The sequence below is a fragment of the Nonomuraea sp. WAC 01424 genome (assembly GCF_003947315.1).
Classification (GTDB): Bacteria; Actinomycetota; Actinomycetes; order Streptosporangiales; family Streptosporangiaceae; genus Nonomuraea; species Nonomuraea spiralis.
On sequence record NZ_QHHZ01000008.1, the window covers coordinates 24,657 to 39,564 of the forward strand.

14 protein-coding genes and 1 tRNA gene are annotated in these 14,908 nt (G+C 71.2%); 9 read left to right on the plus strand and 6 right to left on the minus strand.

Translation table 11 applies throughout. The annotated features are described in order from the left end of the window. Positions 1–60 precede the first annotated feature (60 nt). Both DMB42_RS22185 and DMB42_RS22190 read left to right on the plus strand, forming a co-directional pair. Positions 61–1,953 carry a nitrate- and nitrite sensing domain-containing protein gene (locus DMB42_RS22185; protein ID WP_260477851.1) on the plus strand — a complete coding sequence of 631 codons (1,893 nt, stop codon included), beginning with the start codon at positions 61–63 and terminating at the stop codon, positions 1,951–1,953. Beyond that, positions 1,946–2,302, plus strand: coding sequence for a DUF742 domain-containing protein (locus DMB42_RS22190; protein WP_125636919.1), 357 nt, complete (start codon positions 1,946–1,948; stop codon positions 2,300–2,302). Before DMB42_RS22185 ends, DMB42_RS22190 begins: the two co-directional genes overlap by 8 nt. Here DMB42_RS22190 and DMB42_RS22195 read toward each other — a convergent pair. Continuing rightward, entirely contained in the window at positions 2,280–3,686 is a 1,407-nt protein-coding gene (locus tag DMB42_RS22195; protein ID WP_260477852.1) for an MFS transporter, read from the minus strand. The two genes, DMB42_RS22190 and DMB42_RS22195, sit on opposite strands and share 23 nt — an antisense overlap. A 73-nt stretch (positions 3,687–3,759) precedes the next feature. Between DMB42_RS22195 and DMB42_RS22200 the strand changes: the two genes are divergently transcribed. The 7 genes from DMB42_RS22200 to DMB42_RS22225 all read left to right on the plus strand — a co-directional run bounded on the left by DMB42_RS22200 (position 3,760) and on the right by DMB42_RS22225 (position 10,258). Continuing rightward, on the plus strand, positions 3,760–4,221 hold the full coding sequence (locus DMB42_RS22200; RefSeq protein ID WP_125636920.1) for a MarR family winged helix-turn-helix transcriptional regulator: 462 nt from the start codon (positions 3,760–3,762) through the stop codon (positions 4,219–4,221). A gap of 130 nt (positions 4,222–4,351) precedes the next feature. After that, a tRNA-Met gene (locus DMB42_RS53355) sits at positions 4,352–4,424 on the plus strand. Positions 4,425–4,449: 25 nt separating this feature from the next. After that, positions 4,450–4,884 carry an RpiB/LacA/LacB family sugar-phosphate isomerase gene (locus DMB42_RS22205; RefSeq protein WP_125636921.1) on the plus strand — a complete coding sequence of 145 codons (435 nt, stop codon included), beginning with the start codon at positions 4,450–4,452 and terminating at the stop codon, positions 4,882–4,884. Between the two features lie 10 nt (positions 4,885–4,894). Then, positions 4,895–5,119, plus strand: a complete 225-nt coding sequence (locus DMB42_RS22210; RefSeq protein ID WP_125636922.1) for a hypothetical protein — start codon at positions 4,895–4,897, stop codon at positions 5,117–5,119. A 115-nt stretch (positions 5,120–5,234) separates the two neighbouring features. Next, complete coding sequence (locus DMB42_RS22215; protein WP_125636923.1) at positions 5,235–6,398, plus strand: amidohydrolase; 1,164 nt, start codon at positions 5,235–5,237, stop codon at positions 6,396–6,398. 27 nt (positions 6,399–6,425) lie between these two features. Beyond that, positions 6,426–8,960: a Tex family protein gene (locus DMB42_RS22220; RefSeq protein ID WP_125636924.1), complete on the plus strand. Its 2,535-nt coding sequence runs from the start codon at positions 6,426–6,428 to the stop codon at positions 8,958–8,960. Between the two features lie 230 nt (positions 8,961–9,190). Then, positions 9,191–10,258: a hypothetical protein gene (locus DMB42_RS22225; protein ID WP_125636925.1), complete on the plus strand. Its 1,068-nt coding sequence runs from the start codon at positions 9,191–9,193 to the stop codon at positions 10,256–10,258. Positions 10,259–10,571: 313 nt separating this feature from the next. Here DMB42_RS22225 and DMB42_RS22230 read toward each other — a convergent pair whose 3' ends face one another. The 5 genes from DMB42_RS22230 to DMB42_RS22250 form a co-directional block, all read right to left on the minus strand. Beyond that, a complete protein-coding gene (locus DMB42_RS22230; RefSeq protein ID WP_125636926.1) occupies positions 10,572–11,312 on the minus strand; it encodes an RNA polymerase sigma factor RpoD/SigA in 741 nt (246 codons plus the stop codon). A 9-nt stretch (positions 11,313–11,321) separates the two neighbouring features. Beyond that, the gene (locus DMB42_RS22235) at positions 11,322–11,708 is read right to left on the minus strand and encodes an STAS domain-containing protein (protein ID WP_125636927.1); all 387 of its coding nucleotides are present in this window, start codon (positions 11,706–11,708) and stop codon (positions 11,322–11,324) included. Positions 11,709–11,760: 52 nt separating this feature from the next. After that, positions 11,761–12,738 carry a phosphotriesterase gene (locus DMB42_RS22240; protein WP_125636928.1) on the minus strand — a complete coding sequence of 326 codons (978 nt, stop codon included), beginning with the start codon at positions 12,736–12,738 and terminating at the stop codon, positions 11,761–11,763. A 137-nt stretch (positions 12,739–12,875) separates the two neighbouring features. After that, complete coding sequence (gene metG / locus DMB42_RS22245) at positions 12,876–14,273, minus strand: methionine--tRNA ligase (protein WP_125636929.1); 1,398 nt, start codon at positions 14,271–14,273, stop codon at positions 12,876–12,878. Positions 14,274–14,406: 133 nt separating this feature from the next. Then, positions 14,407–14,895: a TrmH family RNA methyltransferase gene (locus DMB42_RS22250; RefSeq protein ID WP_260477853.1), complete on the minus strand. Its 489-nt coding sequence runs from the start codon at positions 14,893–14,895 to the stop codon at positions 14,407–14,409. Positions 14,896–14,908 lie beyond the last annotated feature (13 nt).

Sequence of the window (14,908 nt, forward strand, 5' to 3'; positions counted from 1 at the left end):
TATCCTCTGGGCTTGTCCCGTCCGGGGTTGCCAGCAGGGGACCGACCGGAGTGAGGTGCCATGGGTCGTAGCCGGACGATCCGCATGAAGATCATCGGACTACTACTCGTGCCCCTGACCTCCATGGTCGTGTTGTGGGGGGTCATCACCGCCGTCACCGCCGGCGAGAGCCTGGAGCTGCGTCAGTACAAGACACTCTGGACGAACCTCCGCCATCCGGCGTACACGTTGATCAGCGAGCTCCAGGACGAGCGTCTCACCTCGGCCAAGCTGCTGCGCCGGGCCTCCTCCCAGAAGGACGTGGCAGACCAGCGCATCCGCACCGACGCCGCCAGGGACGCGTTCAGAAAGCTCTCCAGCATCTCCAAGGACCGATCGGAAGAGATCCGTACGCAGGTGGACGCGGTGTACACGCAGCTCGACAGGCTCGACGCGATCCGGGGTGAGATCGACGACGGCCTGTCCGACCGTCTGCTCGCCGGCGAGGCGTACAACACCGTGATCGACGCCCTCTACGGCCTGCACCGGCGCGTCGCGCTGATCGACGACATCCCGATCTACGAGCAGTCCCGCGTGATCATCGAGCTGGGCTACGCCAAGGAGCTGCTGACCAGAGAGCAGTCCATCGCGCTCGGGCCCGTCACGGCGGCCGAGCGCCGGCAGTTCGCCCAGATCGTGGGCAACCGGCGCTTCCTGATCGACCAGGGGCTCGGCGAGCTGGACCCGAGCATGCGCGACACGCAGGTCTCGCTCGTCACCTCCCCCGCCTACCAGCACATGCGGCTGATGGAGGACCGGATCATCGCCGGCGCCGCGCCGCCGCGCGGCTGGCTGTCCACGACCGAGGCGATGTCCCAGACGTTCGGGGAGTCGCTCATGCGGGCCGGCACGCTGCTCAACTCGCGCGCCGACCCCGTGGCCGACCAGGTGCTGTCGCGGGCGTTCATCCTGGCCGGTACGTGTTTCCTGCTGGTCATCGTGTCGATCGTGTTCTCGCTGCGGATGGGCAACCGGCTGTCGAAGGAACTGGGCGCGCTAAGGCTCGCCGCGCTGGAGGTGGCCCAGGAACGGCTGCCGCACGTCGTGGCCAAGCTGCGCAAGGGCGAGACGGTCGAGATGCCGGAGTTGTCGGTGGCGACCAGCACGGTCGAGATCGGCGACGTCGGCCAGGCGTTCTCCACCGTCCAGCAGACCGCCGTCGAGGCCGCGATCGGCCAGGCGCAGCTCAGCGAGGGCGTCGGGCACGTCTTCCGCAACCTCGCCAGGCGTTCGCAGGCGCTGCTGCACCGCCAGCGCATCCAGCTGGAGGACATGCAGCACCGCGCGACCGACCCCGAGGCCCTGGACGACCTGTTCCGCCTCGACCACCTGACCACCCGCATGCGCCGCCACGCCGAGGGCCTGATCATCCTGTCCGGCGCCACCCCGGGCCGCGGCTGGAGCAAGCCGGTGCCGCTGCTCGACGTGGCCCGCGGCGCGACGGCCGAGGTGGAGGACTACCGCCGGGTCACCGTCGAGCCGATGTCCGGCCAGCGCCTGGCCGGGCCCGTGGTCGGCGACATGATCCACCTGGTCGCCGAGCTCATCGAGAACGCGACCGTCTACTCGCCCCCGCACACGCAGGTCATCGTGCGCGGCGAGGAGACGGCCCGCGGCTTCGCCTTCGAGGTCGAGGACCGCGGGCTCGGGATGAGCCCCCAGGAGCTGGCCGAACTCAACGAGCGGCTGGCCAGCCCACCCGAGTTCGACCTGGCCGACAGCGACAAGCTGGGGCTTTTCGTCGTCTCCCGCCTGGCCGCCAGGCATGACATCCGCGTGACGCTACGCGGTTCACCATATGGAGGGACCACCGCGATCGTGTTGATCCCGGCTGAGCACGTGGCCGATCCGGAACCGGAGGCCGACGTGAAGGAGCCCGCCCGTCCTGTGATGCGGGTGGTGCCAAGTGAGTGACGAGCGCTGGCTGGACGAGGACGCCGGTCCGATCGTCCCCGCCTACCTGCTGACCAGGGGCCGTACGGTGCCCGCGAGCGAGGCCATCGACCTCATCGCGGTCATCGTCACCGCCGGTGGGCTGACGCCGCCGGTCGGGCTCGGGCCCGAGCATCTGATCATCATGCAGAAGTGCACCAGGCCCACCCGGCTGGTGGACGTGGCCGCCGAGCTGAACCTGCCCATCGGCGTGGTCAGGGTGCTCGTCGGCGACCTGCACGCGCGGCAACTCGTACAGGTCGAGCTGCCGCCGCCGGCGCCGGACGCCAAGGTGCTGCTGGAAGTGATCAGTGGGCTGAAGGCGCTGTGACGACCCTGCTGTTCAGCCGTCCGTAGACCGCCGCGAACACCGCCGCGAACAGCCCGGCCACCGCGGCGGTGCCGAACACCCACTGGAACCCCAGGACGCCGGGCCGCGCGGCCAGGATCGCGGCGATGGCCGCGCCCGCCACGCTGCCGCCGACGATCCGCACCAGCGCGTTGACGCCCGCGGCCAGCGCGGTCTTGGACGGCTCGACGTGCTCGACGGCCATCGTGCCCAGGGCGGCGTAGCCGACGCCGAGGCCGACGCCCATGAGGGAGGAGGCCACGTACAGGGTGGCCGGGGTGCCGTGCTCGACGGCCAGCCACGCTCCCGACAGCCCGGTCACCGCCGCGCCCGTGGCCACCATGTACGAGGCCGCGAACCGGCGCATGATCCGCCCCGCGAACAGCGAGATGACCAGCATGAACAGGGTGCTCGGCAGCAGGAAGAGCCCGACCTGGAGTGTCGAGGCGCCGAAGCCGTAGCCGGTCGCCACCGGGACCTGGGCGAACTGCGACATGCCGGTCAGCATCGTGAAGAACGAGAAGCCGAGCAGCATCGAGGAGACGGTCGCGCCGACCGTGCCCCTGTGCAGCAACATCGACATCGCCACCAGCGGCTCGGCCACCTTGCGTTCGACCAGCACCCAGACCGCGGCCAGCACGACGGCCGCGGTGAACAGGCCGAGCACGCCGGGCGACGTCCAGCCCCACGAGCCGCCCTCGCTGATCGCCAGCAGCAGCGCCACGAGCCAGGCGGTCAGCAGTACGGCCCCGGCGAAGTCGGGACGGCCCTTGCCCGCGGGCGCGACGTCGCGGACCAGGAAGGCCACGATCACGACCGCCACCAGGGAGATCCCGCCGGTGATCCAGAACACCAGGTGGTAGTCGCCGGCGGCCAGCCCGGCCAGGATCATGCCGCCGCCGCTGCCGAACCCCATCGTCGCGCTCAGCACGCCGATGCCGGTGGCGAGCTGCTGCCTGGGCAACATGTCCCGGACCACGCCGATCGACAGCGGGACCAGCGCGGCCACCGCCCCCTGGAGGATCCGGGCGACGATCAACCAGGTCAGCGACGTGGCCAGCGCCGCCATGACCGAGCCCGCCACCAGCAGGGCCAGCGCGCCGAGGATCATCGGGCGCCTGCCGTACATGTCGCCGAAGCGTGACAGCAGCGGCGTGGCGACCGCGGCGACCAGCAGGCTGATGGTGAGCGTCCAGCTCACGGCCGAGAGAGAGGCGTGCAGCTCGCGCTGCAGCACGGGAAGCAACGGGACCACCGCGGTGTTCTGGAGGGCGGCGATGGAGGCCGCGAACGCCAGTGAGACCACGGTGGGCCAGGGGTTGCGCATCGACGTCTCACGCGCCGCGGACGCGACGGCTGTCGCCATGTCGGCTCCTTTAGATAACTTAGGTAAGTAACCGAGCAACGATGATACATACGTAAGTTAGGTAAGCAAACAGATGGGCGAAGATCTCAACAAGACGGTGTCGGCGTTCCGGAAGTTGATCATCACTCTCAACCGCGCCAAGACCCACGAACGGCTCACCCAGGCGGCCGGAGTCCGGCTGGACCGGCCCGACGTGCAGATCCTCGTCCACCTGCTGGACGCCGGCGAGCCGCGCAGGGTCGGCGTGATCGCCGAAGGGCTGCAGGTCGAGAGCCCGCACGTGACCAGGCACGTCGCGGCCCTGGAGCAGCGCGGGCTGGTCGAGCGCGTACGCGACGCCGACGACCGGCGGGCCTGGCGCATCGCGCTCACCGAGGAGGGGACCGAGGTGGCGGGCAGGTGCCGCCAGGTCACCACCGAGTGGTTCGAGGAGACGCTGTCCGACTGGCCGGAATCGGAGCGGGCCGAGCTGGCCAGGCTGATGACGAAGCTGTCGGACGACCTCTGCGAGCGCATGCGCGCCCGGTACCTCTGAAAAATGCGTTGCCGGACCGGCGGCGCGGGCGGCATGCTCGTTCCATGGTCAACCGGCGAATGCGCGTGCCGCACCCGTCCGGGGGTCCCCGCCTCTGAGGCCGCGGCCCCCGGGCCTGGACGACGTTCCAGGCGGGTGGGGGCGCTGGTGTGCCCGGCGGTTTCATAAGCCGCTCCAGGCGGGTTCGATCCCCGCACCCGCCACCGGATTGCTGGTAGAGATGGGCTCATGCGGATTTCGGTAGCGGCGGACAGCAAGGACGGGGTGGCCGTACGGGTCGTGTCCGAGCTGCGTGGGCGCGGTCACGACGTACTGACCCACGGCGCCCTCGACGACGGCGAACGCGACGACTGGGCGTGGGCCTGCGAGCGGGCCGCCAGAGACGTCGCCGACGGCCTGGCCGACCAGGCGGTGGTCTGCTGCTGGACGGGCACCGGCGCCTCGATCGCGGCCAACAAGGTGCCGGGCGTACGGGCCGCGCTCTGCGTCGACGCCTACACCGCCGACGGGGCCCGCACATGGAACGACGCCAACGTCCTGGCCCTCAGCCTCCGCCTGACCTCGGACGTCGTGCTCGGCGAGATCCTCGACGCCTGGTTCGGCGGGCGGCCCAGCACCGATCCCGCCGACGTCGCCAACGTCGCGCACCTCGCGGAGATCTAGGCTCTGCGGCATGGACAACTTACGGTGCACGCATTGCGGCGAGGAGGCGCTCGAACCCGGGTTCATAGCGGACCAGGGGGAGCACGCCCGCGGGTATGCCCGATGGGTCGAAGGGGCCCTGCAGCGCGGGATCTTCGGCGGGGCGCGGCTGATGGGACGTCCCAAGTGGGAGATCGACGCCTACCGCTGCCGCCACTGTCACCACCTCGAACTCTTCGCCAACCGCCCCGACTGACCCGGCCGACCCGCTCCGGGCCGGGGGCGCCGTTCCGTGGACGGGCGGTACGGGTTCGGGCCCGTCACACTCGCGGGCACGGAAATCGTCGGTGGCGCCGTCTAGGGTGCTTGCCATGACCGACGTGCTGATCCGCGGCGGGCGGCCCTGGGGGCTCGCGTTCACCGCCGACCTGCTCGTCCGCGACGGCCGCGTCCACCGGGTCGGCGCGGCGCTCGACGCGCCCGGCGCCGTCGTCCACGACGTCTCCGGGCAGCTCGTCCTGCCCGGCCTCGTCGACGCCCACTGCCATCTCGACAAGACCCTCTACGGCGGCCCGTGGGTCCCCCACTCCGCCGACGACTCGCTCGCCGGCCGCATCGCCAACGACCTGGGCCGCCGCGCCGAGCTGGGGGTGCCGAGCGTCGAGCGCGCCGTCGCGCTGCTGGCCCGGATGAGCGAGGCCGGCACCACCCACGTGCGCACCCACACCGACATCGACCCCGTCGTGGGCCTGCGGGGCGTGGAGGCCGTGCGCGAGGCCGCCGCCCGCTCCCCCGTCGACGTGCGGCAGGTCGCCTTCCCGCAACACGGTGTGCTCACCAACCCCGGCACCGCCGACCTGCTGGCCGAGGCACTCAGAAGCGGCGTCGAGGCGATCGGGGGCCTCGACCCGGCCGGCGTCGACCGCGATCCCGTGCGCCACCTCGACCTGATCTTCGGCCTGGCCGACCGGCTCGGCGCGCGCCTCGACATCCACCTCCACGACGGCGGCTCGCTGGGCGGCTGGGAGCTGGAGCTGATCACCGAGCGCACCAGGGCGCTGGGCCTCGGCGGCCGGGTGACGGTCAGCCACGCCTACGCGCTGGGCGAGCTCGGCGAGGCCGCCCAGGACCGCCTGATCCAGGGGTTCGCCGACGCGGGCGTGGCCATCGCGACCGCCGCCGTCTACAGCTACCCGGTGCCGCCGGTCAAGAAGCTGCGCGCGGCCGGCGTCACCGTCGCCTGCGGCCACGACGGCATCCGCGACCTGTGGGGCCCCTACGGCTCGGGCGACATGCTGGAGCGCGCGATGCACCTCGCCTACCGCAGCGCGTTCCGCGCCGACGAGGACATCGAGCTCGCGCTGGAGGCCGCGACCGTGGGCGGCGCGCTGGCCCTCGGGCTGCCCGACTACGGCCTCGCTCCGGGCGACCGCGCCGACCTCGTCGTGGTGCCCGCGAGCGGCCCAGGAGAGGCAGTGGTCGTTCACCCTCGGCGCACTCTGGTCATGAAGGACGGCGTCGTCCTGCACAATTGACCGGCGGGACCATCGAAAGGCAGGCAAGTGCTCTCTATTCACCAGCGGATCGCGGCAGAGCTCGACGTGCGCGACGGGCAGGTGCAGGCGGCGGTCGAGCTGCTCGACGGCGGCGCCACCGTGCCGTTCATCGCGCGCTACCGCAAGGAGGTCACCGGCGCCCTCGACGACGCGCAGCTCCGCACGCTTGAGGAGCGGCTGCGCTACCTGCGCGAGCTCGACGACCGCAGGTCGGCGATCCTGGAGTCGATCGAGTCTCAGGGCAAGCTCGACGACGAGCTGCGCGCGCAGATCATGGCGGCCGAGACCAAGGCCAGGCTCGAAGACATCTACCTGCCCTACAAGCCCAAGCGGCGTACCAAGGCGCAGATCGCCCGTGAGCTGGGCCTTGAGCCGCTGGCCGACAAGCTGCTCGGCGACCCGACCCTCCACCCGGCCACGGTCGCCGCGGAGTTCGTCACCGAAGGCGTGGCCGACACCGGCGCGGCCCTCGAAGGCGCCAGGGCGATCCTGATCGAACGCTTCGCCGAGGACGCCGACCTCATCGGCGACCTGCGCGAGCGGCTGTGGAGCCGGGGCCGCCTGGTGTCGAAGGTGCGCGAGGGCAAGCAGGAGGCGGGGGCGAAGTTCTCCGACTACTTCGAGTTCACCGAGCCGTTCACGAAGCTGCCCTCCCACCGCATCCTGGCGATGTTCAGGGGCGAGAAGGAGGAGGTCCTCAGCGTCGCGCTGGAGCCCGACGAGACCGCCGACTACGAGCTGCGCATCGGCGCCCGGTTCGCCATCTCCGACAAGGGGCGTCCGGCCGACAGCTGGCTGTCCGAGACCGTGCGGTGGGCCTGGCGCACGCGCATCCTCGTCCATCTCGGCATCGACCTGCGGATGCGCCTGTGGCAGGCGGCCGAGGACGAAGCGGTGCGCGTGTTCGCCGCCAACCTGGCCGACCTGCTGCTCGCCGCCCCGGCCGGCACCCGCTCGACCATGGGTCTCGACCCCGGCCTGCGCACCGGCGTGAAGGTGGCCGTGGTCGACGCCACGGGCAAGGTCGTCGAGACCGCCACCATCTACCCCCACGAGCCCAAGCGCCAGTGGGACCAGTCGCTGGCCGTGCTCGGCGCGCTGGCCCAGAAGCACGACGTCGAGCTGATCGCCATCGGCAACGGCACCGCCTCGCGCGAGACCGACAAGCTGGCCGGCGACCTGGTCAAGCTCATGCCGTCGATCACCAAGATCGTGGTGTCGGAGGCGGGCGCGTCGGTCTACTCGGCCTCGGCCTACGCCTCCCAGGAGCTGCCCGAGCTCGACGTGTCGCTGCGCGGCGCGGTCTCCATCGCCCGCCGGTTGCAGGACCCGCTGGCCGAGCTGGTCAAGATCGACCCCAAGTCGATCGGCGTCGGCCAATACCAGCACGACCTGGCCGAGTCCAAGCTCTCGCGCTCGCTCGACGCGGTCGTCGAAGACTGTGTCAACGCGGTCGGGGTCGACGTCAACACGGCTTCGGCGCCCCTGCTCACGCGCGTGTCGGGCATCGGCTCGACGCTGGCCGAGAGCATCGTCCGCCACCGCGACGCCAACGGGCCGTTCCGGAGCCGTACGGCGCTCAAGGACGTCTCCCGGCTCGGGCCCAAGGCGTTCGAGCAGTGTGCCGGCTTCCTGCGCATCCCGGGCGGCGACGACCCGCTCGACGCCTCCAGCGTGCACCCGGAGGCCTACCCGGTGGTCCGGCGCATCCTCGGGTCGGTCCAGACCGACCTGAAGACGCTGATCGGGAACACCTCCGCCCTGCACACGCTCCGCCCGCAGGACTTCACCGACGACACCTTCGGCCTGCCGACCGTCACCGACATCCTGCGCGAGCTGGAGAAGCCCGGCCGCGACCCGCGTCCGGCGTTCAAGACGGCCGCGTTCAAGGAGGGCGTGGAGAAGATCTCCGACCTGGTGGCCGGGATGATCCTGGAGGGCGTGGTCACCAACGTGGCCGCCTTCGGGGCGTTCATCGACATCGGCGTCCACCAGGACGGCCTGGTGCACGTGTCGGCCATGTCCCACAACTTCGTCAAGGACCCGCGCGACGTGGTCAAGCCGGGTGACATCGTCCGCGTCAAGGTTCTCGACGTGGACATCCCCCGCAAGCGCATCTCCCTGACCCTGCGCCTGGAGGACGACGTCACCCAACCGTCCCAGGAGGGCCGCCCGCCCCGCAAGTCCGGCAACCGCGCCGAGGGTGCGGGCAACGAGGGCCGCGGCGGCAACGGCAACCGTGGGGGCGCTCCCCGCGCCGAAGCCGGCCGCGACGGCAGCGGCCGCGGTGACGGTCGTGACGGCGGCCGGGGCGACGGCGGCCGGAACGGTGGCGGTCGTGGTCAGGGTGGTCAGGGCGGTCAGGGCGGTCGCGGCGACGGCGGTCGTGGGGACGGCCGTGACGGTGGCCGTGACGGCGGTCGCGGCCAGGGCCGCGGTGACGGCCAGCGCGGCGGGCAGCGTCGCCAGGACCGTCCGGCTCCCATGGGCGCGATGGCCGAAGCCCTCCGCAAGGCCGGCCTCGGCGGCGACAACCGCTGACCTCGCCAACGACTGAGCGGTGGGCCAACCCGGCCCACCGCTCAGACAGGCCAACCCGGGGCCGGGCCGCCGCTCACACAGGCCAACCCGGACCGGGCCGCCGCTCAGACAGGCCAAGTCGGCTCGGCCGGCTGGCTGAGCCGTACCGGCCCGCTCGTTGAACTAACCGGCCCAGGGCACCGGCCCTTGGGTGGGGGCGTTGCCGGTGGGTGGGGCGATACGGTCGGAGGGTGAGCACAACTGCGTTTTCCACGGCGGTCGCCCAAGCCCGCGACCTGCTCAGGTGGCGTTCGCCGCTGCGGACCGAGCTCTGGGCGGCCCGGCTCGCCGCCGGTCTGGAGCCCGGCGAGGTGGAGCCTTTCTTGCGCGAACTGGCCGCGGACGGCAGCGCCGAGTCGCGTCTCACCCTCGCCGCCCTGGCCGCGGTCGACATCACCGACCGGGCGGCAACGGGCTCTCTCCTGGACGAGGATCGCGAACCGTCCGAGGATCAGGAGCCGTCCGAGGGGCGTGGGTCGTTCGAGGCGGGCGACACGGCGGCCGGCGGGCGGGTTCTGGGGGTGGAGGTGCCCGGCACGGGCCTCGGCCTGCCCGGATGGGTCGACCGTATGGGCCGGGTGACCTGCGAAGAAGCCTGGTACGGCAAGGCCGACCCGTACGGCGAGCAGACCTTGGCCGTCCTGTCCTTCCGGTACGAGAACGGCAAGGAACCTCACATCCTCGTCGTCGGCATCGACCAGCCCAACGGCGGCCTCGCCGTGGACGCCGTGGTCGAGGAGGTCAAGTTCCTCGACGACCTGGGGTTGGGTCCGGCCGAGCCCGGGGTGGTGGCGGGGCGGGTGCTGGACGCGTTCGAGCTGGGTGACCGGATCATGGGGGCGCAGGTGGCCGACACGCTGCCCGCCGTCCGGCCGCTGGCCATCGCCCGGGCCCTCGCCGTGCCCGGGCTCGTACGGCAGGCGCCCGACGGCACGCCGGCCGATTTCCATGATCTGCCTGATGTGCCGGGGGCGCGGGAGGCGTTCGAGAGGCTTGCGGAGTTCGTGGGGGAACGTCCGTTGTGGTGGAGTCCGGCGCGGGTCAGCCAGTTCCTGACGTCGTGGCTGCCCAGGGAGGCGATCCTGTCGGACGCGGCGGTGGCCGCGATGCCGGAGGTGGTCCGGGCGTGGAGCCGTTTCAACGGCGACCAGCCTGCCGTACTGCGCCAGATCGACGAGGACGCCCCGCGCCTGCCCGCCCTGATGGCCGACGAGTCGCTGGCGGGCCTCGTCAAACGCCTCGCCCAGCAACGTCCCTGACCCCGAACCCCGGCCCACGGCACCGGCGGCGTCGCGGGAAGGCCGGCGTGCGCGGGTGGATCGGGTTGGGGGTTGGGGCGGCTATGCTGCGCAGTGACGTTTAGCAGTGCCCCACTTGGGCGTTTCGAGGGAGACTTGCGCGATGTACAAGGAGTTCGCTGTCGAGGCCGTCATGTGGCTCGTCCCGGTTGCGGTGCTGATCGGGGTTGCGCTCCTCGTCACCTCCTGAGCCGCCAAGACCCGAGAAGGGGGCCGGGCACGAGCTCGGTCCCCGTTCACTGCGCGCACGCGGCCTCTGAGCGACGGCAGGGTGTCAGGACGCCCACGCCAGTAGAGGGCCATCCTGGCGGAGGCGTTTCAGGGCCTGCCGTTCCAGTTGCCTGATGCGTTCCCTGGTGAGCCCGAGCCGGGCCGCGATCTCGGTGTAGCTCTGCGCCTGCTGCCCGGTGAGCCCGTACCGGAGCCTGATGACGAACGCCTCGCGCGGCGGCAGCGACGTGACCACGTGCTGGACGTCGGCGCTCATGGCGCGGCGCTCGGTGAGTTCCTGCACCTCCAGGCCGTCCTCGTCGGCGATCATGTCGCCGATGCGGCCCTCTCCGAGCTCGCCGACCGGGATGTCCAGGCTGATCATCTCCTGGCCGGCCCGGCGTAACGCGGCGACCTGGGCGCGGGACAGCTCGGCCGACGCGGCGAGCTCGCCGTCCGTCGGCTCGCGGCCCAGGTCGGCGGCGAGCTGCCGCCCGATCCTGAGCAGCCGCGACAACTCCTCGGCCACGTGGATGGGCAGCCGTACGGTACGGCTCTTGTCGTGGATGCCGCGCTCGATGGCCTGGCGGAGGTTGGACCTGATCAGCTTGTCCTTGGCACGCCGCCCGTCACGTACGACGAGCTGGAGCTCCGATGTGTCCGCGCCGCGCTCGATCAGGTGTCCCGCGTACAGTCCTGCCTCGATCCGCCGGGCGAGGTCGACTTCGTCCGCGGCGGAGAGCAGGGGAGTTTTTCCGATCTGCTTCAGGTACAGACCGAGCAGGTCGGGCTCTGCAGCCGACATGTTCCGGCACTACCCGCTGAACGGCGGTGAACTCCCGGCTTCGTTGAGTTCCGCGATGGCCAGCTCGGCCGTGCTGCGGATGTCGAAGAACTTGTCCAGCGCGGTGATCGCGAACAGATGCTTGCACCGGCCGTTGAGCCCGGACAGCAGCAGCTTGCCGCCGGAGGCGGTGACGGCCTTGTGCAGGTAGACCAGGACGGACAGGCCGGAGGAGTCACAGACGCTGACGGCCTGCATGTCGATGACGAGGAGCGGCGGCTGGGTGAGGTCGAGCGCCTTCGTGACACGGTCGCGAACCTCGGCCGCGGACCCGAAGTCGAAATCCCCTGTCAGCCGTGCGATGACGCAGGGTCCCTGGAGTCCGAGGCTGATCGACAAGGCCTGCTCCGAAGTCACCCAGCTCCACCTACCCGCGTCGCTTCCCGTTTGCCGTCACTTCCCGACCACTTTACGAGAAGTAGCGACTCGGGTTGAACACCAGCATCTGCTCAATCTGGTCGTCGGTCACACCAGAGGCGAGCAGTGCGGCCAAAACGTCATCGTGAATGTGATCGTAGCGCCAGTTCGGCGCGAGCGTGCCCCTGGCCTCGTCCCATGCGCCGCCGAAGTAGTCCATGAAGCAGGCCGCGTCGTGGCTGAGGACCATCCGGTCGGCGTATCCGCGCCCGCACAGGGCCGCGATCGTGGCCACGCGCTGCTCGGTCGGGTTGTAGACGTCGAGCCCGAAGCGGTCCATCCCCAGCGTCGCGCCGGTGTCGGCCAGGCGCATCAGGTAGTCGAGATCGTTGCTGTCGCCGGCGTGCCCGATGACCACCTTCTCCAGGTTCACCCCTTCCTTGGCGAACAGGTCGAGCGCGAGCAGCCCGCTCTGGGTGAAGGAGTTCGTGTGTACGGTGATCGGCGCCCCGGTCCGTACGTGTGCCCGCGCGACGGCCCGGCAGATGCGCTCGACACCCGGCGTCAGGCCCTTGTGCTCCACCACGCACTTGAGGAACGCGGCCTTCACCCCGGTGTCGGCGATGCCCTCGGTGAGATCCCTGACGAAGTCGTCGATCATCGGGTCCGGCACGTCGATGAACAGGCCGGGGCCGCGGTGCTCGTACTGGTGGGGCAGTTCCTCGAAGGCGTAGATGCCCGTGGCGACGATGATGTTGAGGTCGGGCACCCCGGCGGCCACGCGCTGGACGCGTGGGATGTAGCGGCCCAGCCCCCACACCGTCGGGTCGACGATCGTGCGTACGCCCTTGGCCGCCACCGCGCCGAGCTTGGCGATCGCGTCGGCGACCCGGAACTCCTCGTCCCACCAGGCGCCTTTGCCGTAGTTGTCCAGGTGCTCGGTGGCCACGACGAACACGTGCTCGTGCATCAGCGTCTGGCCGAGTTCGCCGACGTCGACCGGGCCGCGGACGGTGTTGACGGTGGGCATGGGAGCCTCCATACCGACTGGTCGGGAAGTGCGCCCAACCTAGGCCGCCCCTGCCGCACCGTCAACCATTCGTGACGAGATCACCCCGGCGTGTCCGCACCACGCACCGGGTCAGCGGAGCGGCGGGCACACCAGAGTCAGCGGGTCAGTCGTGGGAACAGCGGCTCGGGTCGCGGCAGCCGCTCCCCCGCCGCCGCCGCCGCCACGCGCCCCGCCGCCGTCGGCAGGAACGGCTCCAGTTCCACGGCCAGCGTCCGGCACGCCGCCACCAGCACGCCCAGCGACGCCTCCCGCTCCCGGGCCCCCTGCTGCCACGGCCGGACGGTCTCGACGTACTTGTTCGCCTCCTCCACCAGCCGCCACACCGCCCCGGCGGCCCGGCGGAAGTCGAAGTCCCGCAGCGCCCCGTGCACGTCCCCCGGCCCGAACTCCGCGCAGGCGTCCGGGACGTGCCCGTCCAGGAAGCGGTGGACCATGGTGACCACCCGGTTGACCAGGTTGCCCACGCCGTTGGCCAGGTCCGTGTCGGCCCTGGCGATCAGGCGTTCCTCGGTGAAGTCGGCGTCGCCCACGCGCGGCACCTCGCGCAGCAGCCACCACCGCACGGCGTCCACGCCGTACGCGTCCACCAGCGCCACCGGATCGGCGGCCGTCCCGGACGACTTGCTGATCTTGCGGCCGTCCGCGGTGAGGTAGTCGTGCACGAAGATCTCCGAGGGCAGCGGCTCGCCCGCGGCCAGCAACATCGCCGGCCAGTAGACCGCGTGGAAGCGGATCACCCCCTTGCCGAGCAGATGGACCTTGTGCGGCTCGGCCACCCACCAGCGCTGGTGGTCGTCGCCCTCCAAGGCCGTGATGTAGTTGGCCAGCGCGTCCCACCACACGTACACGACCTGGGTGGGATCCCCCGGCACCGGGATGCCCCAGCCGCGGGCACGGGCCGCGGACCGGGAGACGCTGATGTCCTCAAGGCCCGCCTCGACGAACGCCAGCACCTCGTTGCGCCGGGCCGCGGGCTCGATGCGCAGGCCGCCGCCGCGGATCAGGTCGAGCAGGGCGTCCTGGTAACGGGAGAGCCGGAAGAACCAGTTACGCTCCGACACGACCTGCAGCGGCGCCTCGTGCCCTTCCGTACAGAGGCCCTCGGGGTAGAACTGCTCGCAGCCGACGCAGTAGAGCCCTTCGTAGTGCCGCTGGTAGAGGTCGCGTTCGACGGCCTTCCAGATGCGCTCGACCCCGGCCCGGTGGCCGGGGTGGCTGCTCGTCCTGATGAAGGCGTCGAAGGACAGGTCCAGCGGCCCGCGCAGCCCCTCGAAGGCGGCCGCGTTCCGGTCCACCAGCTCCCGTACGGGCACCCCTTCCGCCTCGGCCGCCAGCACGTTCTTGAGCGAGTTGTCGTCGGTCCCGGTCTGGAACCGTACGGGGTCGCCGCGCCGCCGGTGATGCCGGGCCAGCACGTCGGCCTGGACGAGCTCCAGCGCCTGGCCGAGGTGCGGGCGGGCGTTGACGTAGGGGATGGTCGTCGTGATGTACATCGGTCGCCTCCAGAAGGGGCCCGAACACGACGAGAGGCCCCGGATCGCAGGGCCTCAAGTGGACGTCGCCGGTGAAACCCCCTACGGGGTCATCATCACCGGGCTGGTCGTCATACCTGGGATCGTACCGTTCTCAGGCCAGTCCGGCGAGCTTGTAAAGCACCAGCGATCCGGCCACGGCCACGTTGAGGCTGGCCCCGGTGCCGATCATCGGGATCTCGACCACGGCGTCGAGCAGGCCGCGCGCCTCGGCGGGGATGCCGGTGGCCTCGTGGCCGAGCACGACGACGGTCGGCTCGCGGGCCATCGGCAGGTCGGCCAGCCTGATGGCGTTCTCGGCCAGTTCGACGCCCAGCACGCGGTCGCGCCGCGAGGCCAGCCAGGGCAGCGGGTTCACCCAGTGCACGCACGCCCCGGCCCGCAGGGTGTTCCCCTTGGCCAGCGCGTCGGGCACCCAGGGCAGTCGCGGCACGGCCATGCACGCTCCGGCGGCGTCGCAGGTGCGCAGCAGGGTGCCGAGGTTGACGCCGTACATGGGCCACAGGGGGGCGACGGTGAGGTGGCCGAGGCATCGGGGCCGCCTGCGCCGCCGCTGGGCCCGGAGCTCTCTGGGGGTACGCACCCGGATCCCGCTC

What these genes read in the sequence shown, in the direction of transcription:
- DMB42_RS22195 (WP_260477852.1), bottom strand. Translation starts at nt 3,686, where the DNA reads ATGGCGACAGCCGTCGCGTCCGCGGCGCGTGAGACGTCGATGCGCAAC.
- DMB42_RS22215 (WP_125636923.1), top strand. Translation starts at nt 5,235, where the DNA reads ATGACCGACGTGCTGATCCGCGGCGGGCGGCCCTGGGGGCTCGCGTTC.
- DMB42_RS22200 (WP_125636920.1), top strand. Translation starts at nt 3,760, where the DNA reads ATGGGCGAAGATCTCAACAAGACGGTGTCGGCGTTCCGGAAGTTGATC.
- DMB42_RS22230 (WP_125636926.1), bottom strand. Translation starts at nt 11,312, where the DNA reads ATGTCGGCTGCAGAGCCCGACCTGCTCGGTCTGTACCTGAAGCAGATC.
- DMB42_RS22240 (WP_125636928.1), bottom strand. Translation starts at nt 12,738, where the DNA reads ATGCCCACCGTCAACACCGTCCGCGGCCCGGTCGACGTCGGCGAACTC.
- metG (WP_125636929.1), bottom strand. Translation starts at nt 14,273, where the DNA reads ATGTACATCACGACGACCATCCCCTACGTCAACGCCCGCCCGCACCTC.
- DMB42_RS22210 (WP_125636922.1), top strand. Translation starts at nt 4,895, where the DNA reads ATGGACAACTTACGGTGCACGCATTGCGGCGAGGAGGCGCTCGAACCC.
- DMB42_RS22185 (WP_260477851.1), top strand. Translation starts at nt 61, where the DNA reads ATGGGTCGTAGCCGGACGATCCGCATGAAGATCATCGGACTACTACTC.
- DMB42_RS22205 (WP_125636921.1), top strand. Translation starts at nt 4,450, where the DNA reads ATGCGGATTTCGGTAGCGGCGGACAGCAAGGACGGGGTGGCCGTACGG.